This is a genomic window from Clavibacter rahimiani (assembly GCF_052654495.1).
The window spans coordinates 392,083-408,283 of record NZ_CP199790.1 but is presented as its reverse complement, the minus strand read 5'-3'; the positions used below and the strand labels follow the sequence as shown (position 1 = coordinate 408,283).

The window sequence follows — 16,201 nt, the reverse complement described above, 5'->3', positions numbered from 1 at the left end:
ACCATTAGCCACGGCGTCAAGGGCCCCCGGGCGTCAGATCCCGAACCCGTCGGGCCAGCCGTGCGTCGCGAGGTAGGCGCGCACGCGCTCGACGTCCTCGTCGGACGGCATCTCGGAGGTGAGGCCCGCGATCGCGTCCGCCACGTCGATCCGCCGGGCGGGCAGTCCGCCCTCTCTCGCGAGGCGGGCGGCCACCTCGCGGACCTCGTCGTCGCTCAGCCGTCGGCGGAGCAGCGCGACGAGCGGCACGAAGTCCCGCTCGGGGAGGCCGGCGGGGTAGCCGGCACGGAGCCACGCGACGACGCGGGCGACGAGGCCGGTGCGCTCGGTGGCGCGCGCGTCGGCCGCGTCGGGCTCGTGCAGGTCGTCCGGGGATCCGAGCGGCCAGCCCGCGGCGGCGAGCCGGGCCGAGACGCGCACGAGGTCCTCGGGCAGGGCGGGCCCGAGGAGGAGCGCCTCGACGCGCTCGCGGAGGTGGCGCCGGCCGATCTCCTCGCCCGCCGCGTCGGCCGCGGCCGCGTCGTCGACGAGCTGGTCGACCACCTGCTCGAGCTCCTCCGCGGTGAGGCTGCGGCGGAGGATCCCGAGGAGCGGCACGTAGTCCTGGTCCGGCACGCCGGACGGGTAGCCGGCGCGGAGCCAGCCCACGACGCGCTGCACGATTCCCCGGTCGCGCGCGGCGGCGGTGCCCGCGTCGACGGGGTCGGCGGATCCGCTGTCGGCCATGGTCAGCCCTTCGACGTGAAGGTCGGGATGACGTGCTCGAAGCTCACGGTCTGGCCGAGGCCCGTCGCGATGATGACCGTGAGGCCCGCGACCACCGCGAGCACGACGACCGCGAAGCAGAGCGCGCCGAGCACCCGCAGGACGGGGACCGGCAGGCGGGCCGCGGTGTCGGATCCGGCGAGACGGCCGCTGGTGTCCGGGCTGGCGAGCGCGAAGGACCGCACGCCGAGCGCGAAGAGGGCGGGAAGGCCCGCGCCGAGGACGAGGGCGACGACGGCGACCTGGCCGACGGCGGTGAGGAAGAGGGGCAGCATGGCGGATCCTTCAGGCGTCGGCGGGCTGGGGGGCGGGGCGGGTGGGCTTCTCGTCCGACCACTCGTCGTTCACGTTGTGCGCGCCGACGTCGTCCTTGCGCGAGCGCACGTAGACGGTGACCGCCACGGCGACGAGCACGAGCGTGATGGCGATGCCGCCGGCCGCGCCGCCGAGGAGATGGCCGAGCCACCACATGACCGCGCCGACGAGCCCGGCGGCCGGGAGGGTGATCACCCATGCGACGACCATGCGCAGCGCCACGCGCCAGCGCACCTGCGCGCCGGGGCGGCCGACGCCGGATCCGAGGATCGAGCCCGTGGCCACGTGCGTGGTGGAGAGCGCGAAGCCCAGGTGGCTGGACGCGAGGATGACCGCGGCCGACGAGCTCTCGGCCGCCATCCCCTGGTGCGTGTCGATCTCGACGAGGCCCTTGCCGACCGTGCGGATGATGCGCCAGCCGCCGATGTAGGTGCCCAGCGAGATGGCGAGCGCGCAGCTCAGCTTCACCCAGAACGGCACCGCCTCCGTGTCCGTCCAGCCGCCGGCCGCGATGAGCGCGAGCGTGATGACGCCCATGGTCTTCTGCGCGTCGTTCGTGCCGTGCGCGAGGGAGACGAGCGAGGCGCTGCCGATCTGGCCGATGCGGAAGGTGCGGTCGAGGCCGCGCCCCGCCAGGTTCCCGATGATCCGGAACACCAGCCACGTGCCGATCGCGGCCACCGCCCCCGCGAGGATCGGCGACATGAGCGCCGGGAGGATCACCTTCCCGACCACGCCGTCGAGCTTCGAGCCGTCGCCCGCCCAGTTGACCCCGTCGACCCCGAGGCCCGCGAGCGTGGACCCGATGAGGCCGCCGAACAGCGCGTGCGACGAGCTCGAGGGGAGCCCCAGCAGCCAGGTGAGCAGGTTCCAGACGATGCCGCCGATGAGCCCCGCCAGCACGATGAGCAGGAGCGCGGATCCGCCGCCCTCGAGGAGCGCCGGGTCGGGCGCTCCGCTCGCGTCCTGGATCCGGACGACCGCGTTCGTGACCGTCAGCGCGACCTCGATGCTGAGGAACGCGCCCACCAGGTTGAGCACGGCGGACAGGGTGACGGCGACCTTCGGCTTCAGCGCGCCGGTCGCGATGGAGGTCGCCATCGCGTTCGCGGTGTCGTGGAAGCCGTTGGTGAAGTCGAAGGCGAGCGCCGTGATGACGACGAGCACGAGGAGGATGAAGGGGTCCACGGCGACGAGCATGCGCCCGGCCCGCGTGTCCCCTCAATGGAGGACCGGCGGGTTCATCCGCTGTTCACCCCGCCCTGTGGAGAATGAGGAGGGCGGGCGACGCGGCCCGCCCGAACGCGAGGACCCGAGTGATCACCGAGCTGCACGCCTCCGCCGACCTCTCCCCCGCCGACCGCGCGGCGACCGGCGTCCTCACCGACCTGGCCTTCGCGCTGCCGCCGGACGACCCGGCGAGCCGCATGACCTGGTCGCACGCCGACCAGACCGTCCTCGCGCGCGACCCCGAGGGGGGCGTGGCCGCGATGGTCGCGATCGTGCACCGCGCCGGGACGCTCGACGGGAGGCCCGTGCGGCTGGCCGGGATCGGCGGCGTGGCGAGCCACCCGTCCCTGCGGGGCCGGGGCTACGGCCGCGCCGCGCTCGACCGGGCCCTCGAGGCCGTCGACGCGCACGACCCCGACCTCACGCAGCTGATCTGCCACCCGCGCATGTTCGGCTACTACGCCCAGGTGGGCTTCCTGCCGTTCGCCGGCACGACGTGGATGGAGCAGGGCGGCCAGCGCGTGGTCCTCGACTACGAGCCGACCCGGATCCGGCCCGGCCGCCTGCCCGCGCCCGCGGACGGCGAGCTCGACCTGTGCGGCCCGCCGTGGTGACGGCGGATCCCGGGGTGCGGCTCGTGCCGGTCGATGCCGCCTCGGAGGCCGACGACCTGCGCGCGTTCCTCACCGGCAACGCGTTCCCGTTCCACGTGACGCCGCGGCCGACCGCCGCGGACGTCCACCGGCGCCTCGCCGGGGGCGACTTCGACGCGCCGGAGCACGCGGCGCTGTGGGTCGAGGTCGCGGGGTCCGGGCGGGTGGGCCTCGTCGTGCTCGACGACATCGGGGATCCGGGGATCATGTTCGACCTGCGCCTCGCCGAGACGTCCCGCGGCCGCGGGCTCGGCGTGCACGTGCTGCGGGCGCTGACGGACCACGTGTTCCGGACGTACCCGGCGGCGACGCGCTTCGAGGGGCAGACCCGCGACGACAACCGGGCCATGCGGCGCACGCTCCTCGCGGCGGGCTTCGTGAAGGAGGCGCACTACCGCGACGGCTGGCCGGTCGCGGGCGCGGCGCCGCGCGACTCGGTCGGCTACGGGATCCTCCGGCGGGATCACGAGGCGGGGACGACGACGCCCGTGCCGTGGGACGACATCGACTGACCGGCGGGCCGTCGGCGCACGGATGCTGCGCCGCCGGCCGGATCCACGCGGCGATCCCGCTCGCGGGACACGATCCCGCGCCGATCCCGCCGTTACGGTGGAGGAACCGCACGCCACCCGCACGATCGGAGGTCGATCCATGTCCAGCGCCGCACCCGCCGCAACAGCCGTCATCGGTGAGCCCGAGGTCGTCGAGGACGCGCGCACCGTCGCCTCCTCCCCCGCCTGGCTCGCCCTCAAGGCCGCCGCCGTCGCGCTGCAGCCGATGCAGGCGAAGGACGGCTCGGTCCCCGACGCCGTGCAGCACGCCGAGGCCGCGCGCCTCGTCGGCGTGATCCGCGACTCCGTCCGCGCCCTCGCCCCACTCTTCCCGCACGACGCGGCCTACCTCGCCGCGCTCGACGTGGACTTCGCCCGCTGGGTCGACGCCGGCCTCGGCGTCCCCGACTTCCTCGACGCGCTCACCGCGTTCCAGCCGCAGCGCGACCGCGTCGACGGGATCCGGCACCTCGTCGTCTTCCCGATGACGACGCAGAACGGCAGCGCGAGCCGGCTCGTCGAGGCCGTGCTCATCGAGGTCGTCTGGCCGGAGTTCGTGGCGGAGCTGGAGGCGGGCGACTACGGCAACGCGCTGTTCGTCCCCATCCGCTTCGTCGACTTCACGCCCGGCTACGACACCAACTCCGCGGTGCTGTTCCCCGAGACCGTCGCCATGCGCGAGATCCCGACCTTCACCTGGGGCGCGATCTTCGCCGACCGCGAGGCCGCCCGCTTCCGCCGCGTGGTGCGCCACGCCGCCGAGGTCACGAAGCTCGAACTGCCGGAGGACGCGCGCCGCCTGCTGGACGATCAGCGGCTCGCGGAGGAGACCTTCGTGATGTGGGACCTCATCCACGACCGCACGCACATGCGCGGCGACCTGCCGTTCGACCCGTTCATGATCAAGCAGCGCATGCCGTTCTTCCTCTACTCGATCGAGGAGCTGCGCTGCGACCTCACCGCCTTCCGCGAGGCCGTCGCCATCCAGCGCCGCCTCGCGGCCATGGATCCCGCCGAGCGCACCGCCGCCGACGACGCCCTGCTCGAGCGCGCCGGGCTCGTGCAGCACGCGGTGATCTTCGACCGGATCTTCCGCTTCGCCATCACCGGATCCCGCGTCCGCAACTACGACGGCCTCGGCGGACAGCTGCTGTTCGCGTGGCTGCACCAGCACCACGTCCTGCACTGGACCGACACCCGCCTCACGATCGACTGGGACGACGTCGCCGACGTGGTGGTGGCGCTCGCCGACCGGGTGAACGACCTCTACTGGCGCTCCATCGACCGGCCGAAGACCGCGCACTGGCTGGCCGCGTACGCGATGGTCACGGAGACGGTGACGCCGCACCCGGCGTCGGTGTGGGCGAAGGGGCCGGACGCGCTGCCGCTCGACGGGCCGCCCAAGGGGCTCACCGACCTCGTGCTCGACGACGAGTTCCCGCTGAGCATGTTCTTCGAGGCGCTGGAGAAGAAGATGCGCGACGTGATCGGGTCGACCGCTGGGATCACGGGGCAGGCGGCATGAGCGTCGACGGGCGCGTGGTCGTGGTCGCGGGCGCCTCGAGCGCCGCGGGCCGCGCCGTGTGCTCCGAGCTGACGGCGGCCGGCGCGCGCGTCGTCGCGGTCGGCACGGACGCCGGGCGGCTCGAGGGCGTCGACGCGTCCCGCCGCGAGGTGTGCGACCTCGCCGACCACGCGGCCGTCGTCGACCTGGCGGCGCGGATCCGCGCGGACCTCGGCGGCGTCGACGGCCTCATCCACCTGGTCGGCGGCTGGCGCGGCGGCAACGGCCTCGAGGGCCAGACCGACGACGACTGGGACTTCCTGCACGAGCGGCTCGTCACCACGCTCCGCAACACCACGCGCGCCTTCGACGCCGACCTGCAGGCGTCGGAGGCGGGTCGCCTCGCCATCGTCTCCTCCACCGCCGTGCAGCGTCCCTACCCGGGCGGCGCGAACTACTCGACCGCGAAGGTCGCCGCCGAGACGTGGGTGCGCGCGGTCGACCGCGGCTTCTCGAAGGCCGGATCCCCCGCCCGCACGACGGTCTTCGTGGTCAAGGCGCTCGGCGGCCTCGAGCGGGCGCTCGCCCGTCGGGTCGTGGGGCTCTGGACGGCCGTGCCGCCGGAGCGCGACCTCATCGAGGGCTGAGGCCTCCCGGCGGCCGCCGTACCACACGGCGGCCGCCCCGGAGAGGGCACGCCCCTCCCCTCGGCTCGCGGCGTCCGCCGGGGTACGTTCGCAGCGTGACCCCGCCCGCCAGAACCGCCGAGCACGACGCCTTCGGGCCCTGGATCGACGCGGTCCGCACGGCCGAGGAGATCCCCCGCCTCTTCCGCCCGCACGGCGTCGACCCGTTCGCCGCCCGGCTCGTGCTCAAGGTTCCGCGCGACATCCCGCGGCGCGACACCGATCCGACCATGGACCTGTACGAGCACCTCGTCGTGGTCGGCGACCGGGAGCTGGAGGTGCTGTCGCGCGACGGATCCGCCTTCACCGCGCACCGCATCCCCTTCGCCGACCTCGTGGCCGTGCGCGACAGCGTCGACCTGCTCGACGGGCTGCTCACGCTGCACGCGGCCGACGGCACGGCCCTGCGGATCCCGTTCAACGGCGCCTCCGTCGACGTCGTCGTCGAGCTGACCGAGCTGCTGGTGTCGCTCGCGGGCGAAGCCGGCGGGATCCCCGCCTCCGCGCCGGCCCGGGCCCAGGGCGTCGCCCCGCGCGTCGACGTCGGGACGGACGAGGCGGGCGTCGCGGCGGCGTTCTACGACCTCGCGGCGCGCGATCCCGATCTCCGCCACCTCTCCTCCCGGCCGCGGACGCCGCTCGTCCCCCTCGCCACGGGCCTCGCGGGCGCGTGGCAGCGGCTGCGGCCCATGAGCGTCGCCGGCGCGGTGGCCGCGTGCACGCCCCGCGAGCTGCTGGTGATCACGCGGCGGCACCAGATCCTCCGCCGGCGCACGGCGACGCTCTCGCTCGACCGGCTGCGGATCCTGCGCCACGCGATCACGTCGACCACCTCCGAGCCGCACCCGGTGTGGGCGGGCATGTCGATCGTCACGGTGCGGGCCGGGGACGCGGCCTTCGAGGTCGTCACGGAGACGACCGCGGCGGTCGAGGGCGGCCTGCTGACGATCAGCTGCTGAGCGTCAGCGGCCAGCGACGGCAGCGGCCACCCCGGGCGGCTGCGCGACGGATCCGCCGGGCTCGCGCCGCAGCGGCAGCGACCGGCCCCAGGTCGCGCAGCGCCACAGCCACTCGAGCGGGCCCTGGCGGAAGGCGCGCAGCCAGAGGACCGTGAGGATCCACTGCACGGCGAGGACGCCGACGGCCGCGCCGAGCAGGAGGCCCCATGAGCCGCTGTGCGGCAGGTCGAGGAGGGCGCCGATCGCGATCATGACCGGTGTCGCGAGCACGTACCCGGAGAGGGCGGTGCGGCCGAGCGGCGCGAAGACGGCGCGGAGGGCCGGGGCCGCGGGCGTGCGCAGGAGGAGGAGGAGCCCGGTCACGTAGGCGCCGGCGAGGGCGGCGCCCGCGACGGCGGACGACGTGCTGAAGCCGGACGCGGGGAGGTCCTTCAGCTGCCACGCGATCGCGACGGCGCTCGCGGCGGCGAAGAGCGCGAGCAGGATCGCCGGGCCGCGCACGGCGGTCGGGAAGCGCGCGACCACGCCGTACCGCACGAGCGCGGAGCCCAGGAGGAAGAGGCCGGGGATGAGCGGGATGCCGCCGCCCGTGACCACCAGCGCCGCGGGGATCAGCACGGCTGCGAGCCCGGCCACCGCCCCGCGCGGCAGGAACGACGACGGCAGCAGGATCACGAGGCCGCAGACCGCGTAGAAGAGGAGCGCCTCGCCGGGGTGCACCAGCTGATGCAGGATCCCGAGCGGCAGCAGCACGAGGAGCCGGCGCACCAGCAGCAGGCGCGGCCGCGGGTGGCGGCGGGCGGCCGAGGCGAGGAACAGCGAGAAGCCGATCCCGAACAGCAGCGAGAAGATCGGGAAGAACCGCTGCTGCACGAGGAGCTGGAGCCAGCCGCTCGCGTCGCCGAGGTTCGCGGGGAGATGGTCCGTCTCGTAGCCGAAGTGCACGAGCGGCCCGATGTTGACGAGGAGGATCCCGCAGAGCGCGACGCCGCGGATCACGTCGAGGGCGTCGATGCGGGCGGGCGGCGCGGCGGGGGCGGGCGGCGGAGCGGTGTTCTCGGTCATGCCCCCACGATCTCGGGGCGCGGCCACCCGGGCATCGGCCGATCGGCCGCGATCAGGGGTGGGTCACGGCCGATCGGCCATCAGCCCGTGCTCCCACATCCACGCCGCGATCTCGACGCGGTTCCGCGCGTCGACTCGCGCCTGGATCCCGGCGAGGTGCGCCTTCACGGTGCCGAGCGACAGGAACAGCTCCTGCGCGATCTCGGCGTTGGTCGCCCCGCGCGCGACGCGGCGCGCCACGTCGAGCTCGCGGGCCGTGAGCCGGGTCGCCGCCTGCCGGGCGTCCTCCTGCCGCGTCGCGCCGGATCCGCCCGCCGCCGCGAGCTCGGCGAGCAGCCGCACGGTGATCGACGGGCTGATGAGCGACTCCCCGCCCGCGGCCGCGCGCACCGCCTCCACGAGGAGGGCCGGCCCGGCGGTCTTCAGCAGGAACCCGGCGGCGCCGTGCTGCAGCGCCTGGTGCACGTACTCGTCGAGGTCGAAGGTCGTCACGACGACGACCTGCACGGCGTCGTCGGCGAGCGCCCGGGCCACGTCGAGCCCGCTCATCCGCGGCATCCGGATGTCGAGGAGCGCCACGTCCGGCCGGAGCCGGCGCACGGCGTCGAGCGCCTCCACCCCGTCGGCCGCCTCCGCGACGACCTCGATGCCGTCCTGCGCGTCGAGGATCATGCGGAAGCCCGCGCGCACCATCGCCTGGTCGTCGGCGATCACCACCCGGATCGTCATGGCCGCCCCGCCGGGAGGTCCGCGCGCACCGACCAGCCCGCGCCGTCCGGGCCCGCGACCAGGGTGCCGCCGAGGGCGCGCGCCCGCTCCGTCATCCCGATCACGCCGAAGCCGCCGCCGAGGTCACGGTCGTCGCCGTCGCCGTCACGCGCGGACGCGACCGCGTCGCCGCCGTCGTCGCGGACCTCCACGCGCGCCCGGCCGCCGGCGAGAGCCACGTCGACCACGACGCTCCGCGCGGCCGGGGCGTGCCGACGCACGTTCGTCAGGCTCTCCTGCACGATCCGGTACACGCTCGCCTGCACCTCGTCGGTCACGGCGAGGGCGGCCGGATCCGCGGGGTCGGGCAGGCGCGCGTCCACCGCCGCGGGCACGGCGGCGCGGAACCGCTCGACCAGCGCGGGAAGGTCGGCGAGCGCGGCGACGGGCGCGACGGGCGCGGATCCGCCGCCGCCATCCGCCCGCAGCACCCCCACCAGCTGCTGCATGGCCTCGAGGGCCCGCTCGCCCGCGCCCTCGATGTCGGCCAGCATGCGCCCGGCCCGCTCCGCGTCGAGCATGGGCGTCGCGCGCGCGGCCTGCGCCACCACCACGATCCCGGTGACGTGGTGCGCGACCACGTCGTGCAGCTCGCGCGCGATGGCCTCGCGCTCGCCGCGCCGGGCGACCTCGACGCGGGCCTCCGCCGCGCGGTCGCCGGTGCGCAGGGATCCGCCGACCGCGATGCAGCTGACGACGGCGAGCGCGAGGACGATCACGTAGACGACGGCGTCCGTGCTCGGCACCCGCGCGGGGAGCACGAGGACCGCCGCCGCCACCGCCGCGATCGACCACCCGCGGCGGGGCCCCTCGGCCTCGCGGACGACGGTGATGAGGAGGATCAGGAGCGCGGCCAGCTCCACGAGGCCGAACGACCCCATGGTGTCCGGCCGGATCACGGCGAGGACCGCGGTGAGGAGCAGGGACGCGGCCACGGTGATCCACGCGGGCACGCGGTGCCGGTGCGCGAGGACGGCGAGCACGGCCACGGCGGCGAAGGCGAGCGCCGGCCAGCGGAACTCGACCACGAGCAGGTCGAACGCCGCGAGGATCGCGAGGACCGCGAGACCGGCGGCGTCCGCGGGCGGGACGGCACGGCCGCGGGCGGATCCGGGACGACGGGCGCGGCCGGCGCTCCCCCTGTCCTCGGCATGGGATCAGTGTCCCATCAGCCTCGTCCTGGGGGCATGCCGCTCCGCGCGCGCGGGCCGCCGATCCCTAGCGTGGGAGGCATGGACCTCCCCTTCCTCCTCATCGGCATCGTCGTCATCGCGGCCGTCGTCGCCGTCCGCGTGATCGTCCGCAGGAAGGCGCAGGAGCGGGCCGACCGCGAGCCGCAGGTGCCGACGATGCCGCGCGCGATCGGCACCGCCGTGTTCGGCCTGGTGTTCCTCGCCTTCGGGATCGCCCTGCTGGTCACGGCGGACGACCTCTCCTCCGGCACCGGGTCGGGGCGCCTCGCCTGGCTGCCCGCGTGGATCCAGGTGCTCGGGCTCGTCGCCGCGGGCGCGTACTTCCTGGTGCTCGCGGTCCGCACCTACCGCGGCGTCCAGGAGCGCCGCCGCCGTGGTGCCGACGCCCCGGCCTTCGACCCGCTGGCCGCGGACACCGACGTGCGCGACGAGACCCGCCCGTAGGGTCAGAGGATGCACGACGACCTCCCGCTCGACTTCACCGCGCCGCTCTGGGTCTGGGAGGCGCGGCGCGAGTTCATGACGCTGGTGACGGTGCCCGTGGAGCTCGGCGGCATGCTGCGCGAGCTCGGCGAGGCCGGCCGCCGCGGCTTCGGATCCGTGCCCGTGCGCGCCCGCGTCGGTACCACGACCTGGCGCACGTCCGTCTTCCCGCAGAAGGACGGCACGTGGGTCCTGCCGATCAAGCGCGCGGTGCGCGATGCGCAGGGGCTCGAGGTCGGCGGCGACGTGCACGTCGACCTCGAGCCCCTCGTCTGACGGCTCGGCCGCCGACCGCGCGGTTACCTGCCGCTCAGGCGCCGACGGGCGGCGTGTAGAGCTGCAGGTCGTTGCCCTCGCTGTCCTGGAACGGGAGGATCCGGCCCCACTCGTGGTCGCTGACCTCACCCGTGATCTCGGCGCCGCGACCGCGGAGCCGCTCGAGCTCGTCCTCGATGGATCCCTCGGGCGTGAACGAGATGACCGCCCCGCCGCCCTGCGAGCCGCCCGTCTCCTCGCGCGCGTTCAACCCGATCATCAGGCCGTCCGCGTCGATCTCGCTCCAGTCCTCGCTCTGGCTCCTCACCGTGAGCTCGAGGGTGTCGCGGTAGAACGCGACAGCGCGCTCCATGTCCTGCACGGGCAGCCAGACCGTCGCCACCGAATCGACCATGGGATTCCTCCTCGCATCGGGGCCGGTCGTCCGACCGGCGCACCCCTCCGGTCTACTCCCGCCGACGGGATCCGAGGCGGCGCCGGTCATGACGTCAGACGCCCGCCCGGCGCCACGTCGTGGCGGGCGCGAGCACCGCGAGGAGCGCCGCCAGGCCGACCGCGATCGCGAACGCCACGGCGAGCGCCTCGTAGCCCGCGCCCGCGACGACGAGCCCGGCGACGATGCTCGCGGCGCCCCCTCCCAGGTTGAGCACCAGGTCGGTCGCTCCCTGGACGCCCGCGCGCTCGCCCGGCTCGAGCGCGCCGACGATGAGCGAGGATCCCGCGACCATCCCCATCGACCAGCCGAAGCCCAGCAGCGTGAGGCCCGCGCCGAAGGCCCATCCCGCCTCGGACGCGGAGACGGCCAGGACGACCGCCGCGAGGAGCACGAGGGCCAGGCTCCCCACGGCGGAGGACCGGGCGCCCCACCGCGCGACCGCCAGGCCGACGACGGGGCTGAGCGCGTACATCGCGGCGAGGTGCCCGCTCATCGCCGCGCCGATCATGGAGTCGGACGCCATCTGGTGGTGCAGGTGGACGGGCGCCATGGCCATCAGCGCGACCATGGCGATGTGGACCGCCGCGCTGATCCCCACGCCCATGAGAGCCCGGGGTCGCGCCGCCAGGAGCCGCAGCGCCCCCGCCCGGGAGGACCTCCCGCCCACGACCGCCGATCGGCCGAGGGTCCGGGGCACCGCGAGCAGCACGATCCCCCCGGCGCCGGCGTACAGCGCCGCGAGGAGGAGGAAGGCGCCCGTGGACGTGCCGAGCCCGGTCAGGGAGACGAGGTTCGGTCCCACGAGCGATCCGACGGTCGACGCCCACAGGACCAGCGCGATGGCCAGCGCCACGTCCTTCGGCCTGCTCGCCGTGTCGGCCGCCGCGAAGCGGGCCGCGAGGCCCGCGACCGTCCCGCCGCCGACGAACGCGAGCCCGACGAGCACCAGTCCCCACGAGGAGGCGGCCACGCCCATCGCGCCGACGAGGGCGCCGACCGCGGCGGCCGCGTAGGCCGCCGCGAGGGACGCGCGCCGCCCGGCCCGCGCGGCGAGGCGCGACACCGGCAGCGTGAGGATGCTCGCGCCGACGACGATGGCCGTCTGCGCCAGGCCCGCCGCGCGCTCGGATCCCGACAGCTCCAGCACGGTGACGCTGGCCACCGTCAGCGCGAGTCCCGCGCCCGTGGACGCGACGACCTGCGCGGCGATCAGCGCGATGAGGGCCGCCCGACCGGATCCGCGCTCCGTCGCCCTCGGCACCACCCCCATGGACGACGACGCTAGAGGGTGTCACCGCCGAACGCACGCACCGCCGCCGCCCCCCCCCGACACGAGATAGTTGACAACAGTCCACCACAGTCATATGGTTGCTGGTAGTCAACTACCCGGAGGATCATGTCCCAGCACCACCCGGCCGACGCGCCATCCGCGAAGGCCCCCCGCACCGTCTCGCCCGACGGATCCATGTCGAAGCGCCAGGTCCTCGAGTCCCTCTCGGGCCTCCTCCTCGGCATGTTCGTCTCGATCCTCGCCGGCACCGTCGTCTCGACGTCGCTGCCGATCATCATCAGCGACCTCAAGGGCGACCAGTCCGGCTACACCTGGGTCGTCACCGCGACGCTCCTCGCCACCACCGTGAGCACGCCGCTGTGGGGCAAGTTCGCCGACCTCTTCAACCGCAAGCTGCTCATCCAGCTCGCGCTCGCGATCTTCGTGCTGGGCTCCGCGCTCGCCGGCTTCTCGCAGAACACCGAGACGCTCATCGCCTTCCGCGTGCTCCAGGGTCTCGGCGCCGGCGGTCTCGCCGCGCTGAGCCAGATCATCATGGCCGACATCATCAGCCCGCGTGACCGCGGCCGCTACGCCGGCCTCTTCGGCGCCGTCATGGCCGTCGGCACCGTCGGCGGCCCGCTCCTCGGCGGCGTCGTGACGGACGCGTTCGGCTGGCGCTGGAACTTCTTCATCGCGCTGCCGATCGCCATCATCGCGATCATCCTGCTGCAGGTCACCCTCCACCTGCCGTCGCACCCGAAGCGCAAGGTGCACGTCGACTACCTCGGCGCGGTCTTCATCGCCTCGGGCGTCTCGCTCCTGCTCATCTGGGTCTCGCAGGCCGGCAACGCGTTCGAGTGGGACTCGGGCACCTCGTACCTCATGGCCGCCGGCGCCGTCGTGCTGCTGATCGCCGCCGTGATCACCGAGCTCCGCGTCTCCGAGCCGATCATCCCGCTCACCATGTTCCGCAACCGCACCTTCACCCTCGCGGTGCTCGCGAGCCTCGCGGTCGGCATCTCGCTGTTCGGCACCTCGGTCTTCCTCGCGCAGTACATGCAGCTGTCGCGCGGCGCCACGCCGACGCAGTCCGGCCTCCTCACGATCCCGCTCATGGCGGGCCTGCTCATCGCCTCGACCGTCTTCGGCAGCCTCATCAGCCGTCGCGGCAAGTGGAAGGCGATCATGATCGCGGGCGCCGTCCTCGTCGTCGCCGGCACGGCCCTGCTCTCCACGCTCCGCTACGACACCGACTTCGTGCTCGTCGGCATCTACATGTTCGTGCTCGGCGCGGGCCTCGGCATGCTGATGCAGAACCTCGTCCTCGTCGTGCAGAACTCCATCGAGGTGAAGAACCTCGGCGTCGCCACCAGCGCCGTCACGTTCTTCCGCAGCCTCGGCGGCACCATCGGCGTCTCGGTGCTCGGCTCGATCCTCGGCACGATCATCGCGTCGGAGATCACCGCCGGGATCCGCGCCCTCGCCCCGGCCGACCAGGCCATCGCCGCGCAGGCGCTCGGCTCGGGCGTCATCCCGCAGGTCTCGCAGCTCACCCCCGCGGTCCGCGTCGTGGTCGAGAGCGCGTACGGCGTGGGCATCGGCGACGTGTTCCTCTACAGCGTGCCGCTCGCGATCGTGTCGCTCCTCGCGGTGATCTTCCTGCCCAACGCGCAGCTCGGCAGCAAGAACGCCGTGCAGCTGAAGAGCGACACCGCCGCGCAGGCGGACGGCCAGGACGTGCGCCGCACGGACGCCGAGGACGCGCTCATCGGCGCCTCCGCCGGAGCCGTCGCGCTCACGCCGGCCGGCGAGGCGAACCCCACCGGGTCCATCCGGCTCCCCGAGTCCGAGGACGCGGGAGCCGACTCCCGCCGATGACGGACGAGGACCGCTCCCCCGGGGGCGACGCCGCGGGTGACGCCCGCGGCGTCGCCCCGGGGATCGCCGCCGGCATCGCGGAGGTCGAGGAGCAGATGACCGCCCTCGCCGCGCGGATCCGGGCGACGACCCGGGAGGCCGCCGCGGCGATCCACCCGGAGCTGCCGCCCATCGGCTACAAGATGCTCCGCGTGATCCGCCGCTGCGGCACCGCGCACGCGAGCGCCGTGGCCGACCAGCTCGGCGTCGACCGCAGCGTCGTCAGCCGGCAGCTCCGCCAGCTCCAGGACCTGGGGCTCGTGGAGGTGGGCGCCGACGCGCAGGACGGCCGGGTGCGCGTGCTCGCGCTCACGGCCGCGGGCCGGGCGGGCGTCGAGGCCGACGACGCGCAGGGCGGCAGCCGCCTGATCCGCGGCCTCGGCGGGTGGAGCCGCGCGGACCTCGACGCGTTCGCCGGGTACCTCGCGCGACTCAACGCCGGAGCGGATGCCGGGGCCGCCGTGGCGGCGGGACCCGGATCTGCACCCGGCGCCGCCGCGTGCCCCGGGGATCCGGTGCCCACGGATCCGGGCGCCCGCGCGGCCTGAGCCCACGGCGGCCCGCCGGGTCAGCTGGCTGGCGGACGTCCGAGCAGCAGGGTGAGGAAGCCCAGCGTGCCGCGGTAGCCCTCGAGCCACGCCCGGCGGTGCTCGACCGACGCGGCCATCACCTGATCGCCGTCGGGGTCGTCGCGGTGGTCCAGAGCCCACCGCGCGAGCGCGCCGGTCCACGACCACTCGTAGTCGTCCCACTCCTGCAGGGTGCTGACGTGCCCCTGCAGCGGCACCCACCCGTTCGTGGCGGCGAGCTCCACGGTGGCCGCCAGGTCGCCGTAGTCGTCCAGCTCCGAGCCGAGGAGATCCAGCACCCGCGGGGTCGGCGGCTGCTCCCAGAAGCACTCGCCGACGAGCGCGCGACCGCCGGGGCGCAGGTGCCCGTCGATCGCGGCCAAGGTCGGCTCGAGACCGCCGAAGGCGTGCGTCGCCCCGACGCTGAGCACGACGTCGAACCGGTCGACCGAGGTCCACGTGCGGGCGTCGGCGCGGACGAGGTCGAGGCGCCCGGAGAGACCCTCGCGCTCGGCCTGCGCCCGCACCCGGGCGAAGCCCGCGTCGGAGTGGTCGACCCCGACCGCGGTGAGCGACGGCTCGCGACGCAGGGCGCGCAGCAGCCAGCTGCCGTCGCCGCACCCGAGGTCGAGGACCGTGCCCTGCCCGGTGACCGCGGCCGCGAGGAGGCGATCGACGCTGTCGTCGCTCAACGGCGAGGCGATCGGGTGATCCGCGTGGGCCAGGTCGCTGATCCGGTCCCTGTCCATCGCCTCAGCCTAGGGCGAGGACGGATCGCGTCGGATGTCGGCCGGGCGGACGCGAGCGGACCGCCTGATTGCGCTCAGTCCTCCACGCGGACGCGGAAGTGCCGCGCGAAGACCGGGCCGAGCGCCATGAGCTGGTTCGAGTCGAGCACGGCGCCGCGGAGGCCGTCGGGGGTGTCGAGGTCGTGGATCTCGGCGCCGCGGAGGTCGAGGTGCGTGAGCGACGAGTCGGCGAGGTCGAGCGTGCCGATGGTGGTGCGCGCGAAGGCGACGCGCATGCCGGACGTGCCGCGGAGGTCCAGCTCCTCGATGGCGCAATCGGTGATGAGCAGGTCGGTGATCTTCGAGCCGCGCAGGTTCACGAACCCGAGGCGGCAGTCGACGATGTGCACGGAGGAGAGGGACGCGTCGTAGAGCTCGGCGGATCCGACCCGCGAGCCCTCGAGGCGCACGTCGCGCATCCGGATCCGGGGCGCCTTGAGCACGGGCGCGTCGAGGCGGGACGCGAGCACGTCGACGAGGCTCGCGGCCGTGAGGTCGGCCTCGTGCAGGCGGATCCGCTCGAGCGCGCACTCCTCGAACCCGATGTCGACGAGGTCGGCGTCCGAGAGGTCGGCGTCGGCGAAGCGCAGCCGCTCGAAGGACGCGTGCGCGTCGAGGTCGGACGGGTCGCCGTCGGCCAGGTCGTCGAGCCGCGGGTCGCTGATCCGGGGCGGGAGGATGCGGGTGGATGCGGCCATGCGGTGCCTCCGATGGGTGCGGGCGCCGTCGGTCGACGGCGTCCTCCACGCTACGGGAGACCCCCGCGGGCG

At 74.7% G+C, this 16,201-nt stretch carries 19 protein-coding genes; 9 read left to right on the top strand and 10 right to left on the bottom strand.

Annotation, left to right across the window (positions count from 1 at the left end):
* Positions 1-33: 33 nt before the first annotated feature.
* From ACT7CP_RS02010 to ACT7CP_RS02000, 3 genes are read right to left on the bottom strand one after another with little or no spacing between them, the layout of a single operon-like run.
* Positions 34-726, bottom strand: a complete 693-nt coding sequence (locus ACT7CP_RS02010) for a DUF3349 domain-containing protein (RefSeq protein WP_445443171.1) — start codon at positions 724-726, stop codon at positions 34-36.
* A 2-nt stretch (positions 727-728) separates the two neighbouring features.
* The gene (locus ACT7CP_RS02005) at positions 729-1,040 is read right to left on the bottom strand and encodes a hypothetical protein (protein ID WP_445443170.1); all 312 of its coding nucleotides are present in this window, start codon (positions 1,038-1,040) and stop codon (positions 729-731) included.
* 10 nt (positions 1,041-1,050) lie between these two features.
* A complete protein-coding gene (locus ACT7CP_RS02000; RefSeq protein ID WP_445443169.1) occupies positions 1,051-2,268 on the bottom strand; it encodes an inorganic phosphate transporter in 1,218 nt (405 codons plus the stop codon).
* 128 nt (positions 2,269-2,396) lie between these two features.
* On the opposite strand from ACT7CP_RS02000, the gene ACT7CP_RS01995 reads away from it, so the two are divergent.
* The 5 genes from ACT7CP_RS01995 to ACT7CP_RS01975 all read left to right on the top strand — a co-directional run bounded on the left by ACT7CP_RS01995 (position 2,397) and on the right by ACT7CP_RS01975 (position 6,663).
* Positions 2,397-2,924, top strand: a complete 528-nt coding sequence (locus ACT7CP_RS01995) for a GNAT family N-acetyltransferase (protein WP_445443168.1) — start codon at positions 2,397-2,399, stop codon at positions 2,922-2,924.
* A 14-nt stretch (positions 2,925-2,938) separates the two neighbouring features.
* The gene (locus tag ACT7CP_RS01990; protein ID WP_445443167.1) at positions 2,939-3,475 is read left to right on the top strand and encodes a GNAT family N-acetyltransferase; all 537 of its coding nucleotides are present in this window, start codon (positions 2,939-2,941) and stop codon (positions 3,473-3,475) included.
* A 139-nt stretch (positions 3,476-3,614) separates the two neighbouring features.
* Complete coding sequence (locus ACT7CP_RS01985; RefSeq protein ID WP_445443166.1) at positions 3,615-5,039, top strand: DUF6421 family protein; 1,425 nt, start codon at positions 3,615-3,617, stop codon at positions 5,037-5,039.
* Positions 5,036-5,665, top strand: coding sequence for an SDR family oxidoreductase (locus tag ACT7CP_RS01980; protein WP_445443165.1), 630 nt, complete (start codon positions 5,036-5,038; stop codon positions 5,663-5,665). Before ACT7CP_RS01985 ends, ACT7CP_RS01980 begins: the two co-directional genes overlap by 4 nt.
* Before the next feature lie 95 nt (positions 5,666-5,760).
* Entirely contained in the window at positions 5,761-6,663 is a 903-nt protein-coding gene (locus ACT7CP_RS01975; protein WP_445443164.1) for a hypothetical protein, read from the top strand.
* Between the two features lie 3 nt (positions 6,664-6,666).
* Here ACT7CP_RS01975 and ACT7CP_RS01970 read toward each other — a convergent pair whose 3' ends face one another.
* The 3 genes from ACT7CP_RS01970 to ACT7CP_RS01960 form a co-directional block, all read right to left on the bottom strand.
* Positions 6,667-7,728, bottom strand: a complete 1,062-nt coding sequence (locus ACT7CP_RS01970) for a DUF418 domain-containing protein (RefSeq protein WP_445443163.1) — start codon at positions 7,726-7,728, stop codon at positions 6,667-6,669.
* Positions 7,729-7,791: 63 nt separating this feature from the next.
* Positions 7,792-8,457, bottom strand: a complete 666-nt coding sequence (locus tag ACT7CP_RS01965) for a response regulator (protein WP_445443162.1) — start codon at positions 8,455-8,457, stop codon at positions 7,792-7,794.
* The gene (locus ACT7CP_RS01960) at positions 8,454-9,524 is read right to left on the bottom strand and encodes a sensor histidine kinase (RefSeq protein ID WP_445443161.1); all 1,071 of its coding nucleotides are present in this window, start codon (positions 9,522-9,524) and stop codon (positions 8,454-8,456) included. The genes ACT7CP_RS01965 and ACT7CP_RS01960 overlap by 4 nt, the downstream gene beginning before the upstream one ends.
* 204 nt (positions 9,525-9,728) lie before the next feature.
* Between ACT7CP_RS01960 and ACT7CP_RS01955 the strand changes: the two genes are divergently transcribed.
* Complete coding sequence (locus tag ACT7CP_RS01955) at positions 9,729-10,133, top strand: hypothetical protein (protein ID WP_413962222.1); 405 nt, start codon at positions 9,729-9,731, stop codon at positions 10,131-10,133.
* A gap of 9 nt (positions 10,134-10,142) precedes the next feature.
* Entirely contained in the window at positions 10,143-10,448 is a 306-nt protein-coding gene (locus ACT7CP_RS01950) for a DUF1905 domain-containing protein (protein WP_413962221.1), read from the top strand.
* A gap of 34 nt (positions 10,449-10,482) precedes the next feature.
* Here the strand turns inward: ACT7CP_RS01950 and ACT7CP_RS01945 are convergent, their stop codons facing one another.
* Both ACT7CP_RS01945 and ACT7CP_RS01940 read right to left on the bottom strand, forming a co-directional pair.
* Positions 10,483-10,842, bottom strand: a complete 360-nt coding sequence (locus tag ACT7CP_RS01945) for a VOC family protein (protein ID WP_413962220.1) — start codon at positions 10,840-10,842, stop codon at positions 10,483-10,485.
* Positions 10,843-10,936: 94 nt separating this feature from the next.
* On the bottom strand, positions 10,937-12,145 hold the full coding sequence (locus ACT7CP_RS01940; protein ID WP_445443160.1) for an MFS transporter: 1,209 nt from the start codon (positions 12,143-12,145) through the stop codon (positions 10,937-10,939).
* Positions 12,146-12,280: 135 nt separating this feature from the next.
* Here ACT7CP_RS01940 and ACT7CP_RS01935 point away from each other — a divergent pair, with 135 nt between their 5' ends.
* Both ACT7CP_RS01935 and ACT7CP_RS01930 read left to right on the top strand, forming a co-directional pair.
* Positions 12,281-14,035 carry an MDR family MFS transporter gene (locus ACT7CP_RS01935; protein ID WP_445443159.1) on the top strand — a complete coding sequence of 585 codons (1,755 nt, stop codon included), beginning with the start codon at positions 12,281-12,283 and terminating at the stop codon, positions 14,033-14,035.
* Complete coding sequence (locus tag ACT7CP_RS01930; RefSeq protein WP_445443158.1) at positions 14,032-14,622, top strand: MarR family winged helix-turn-helix transcriptional regulator; 591 nt, start codon at positions 14,032-14,034, stop codon at positions 14,620-14,622. Before ACT7CP_RS01935 ends, ACT7CP_RS01930 begins: the two co-directional genes overlap by 4 nt.
* A 20-nt stretch (positions 14,623-14,642) precedes the next feature.
* Here the strand turns inward: ACT7CP_RS01930 and ACT7CP_RS01925 are convergent, their stop codons facing one another.
* Positions 14,643-15,392 carry an SAM-dependent methyltransferase gene (locus tag ACT7CP_RS01925; RefSeq protein WP_445443157.1) on the bottom strand — a complete coding sequence of 250 codons (750 nt, stop codon included), beginning with the start codon at positions 15,390-15,392 and terminating at the stop codon, positions 14,643-14,645.
* Positions 15,393-15,466: 74 nt separating this feature from the next.
* Positions 15,467-16,129, bottom strand: a complete 663-nt coding sequence (locus ACT7CP_RS01920; protein ID WP_445443156.1) for a pentapeptide repeat-containing protein — start codon at positions 16,127-16,129, stop codon at positions 15,467-15,469.
* Between the last annotated feature and the right edge of the window lie 72 nt (positions 16,130-16,201).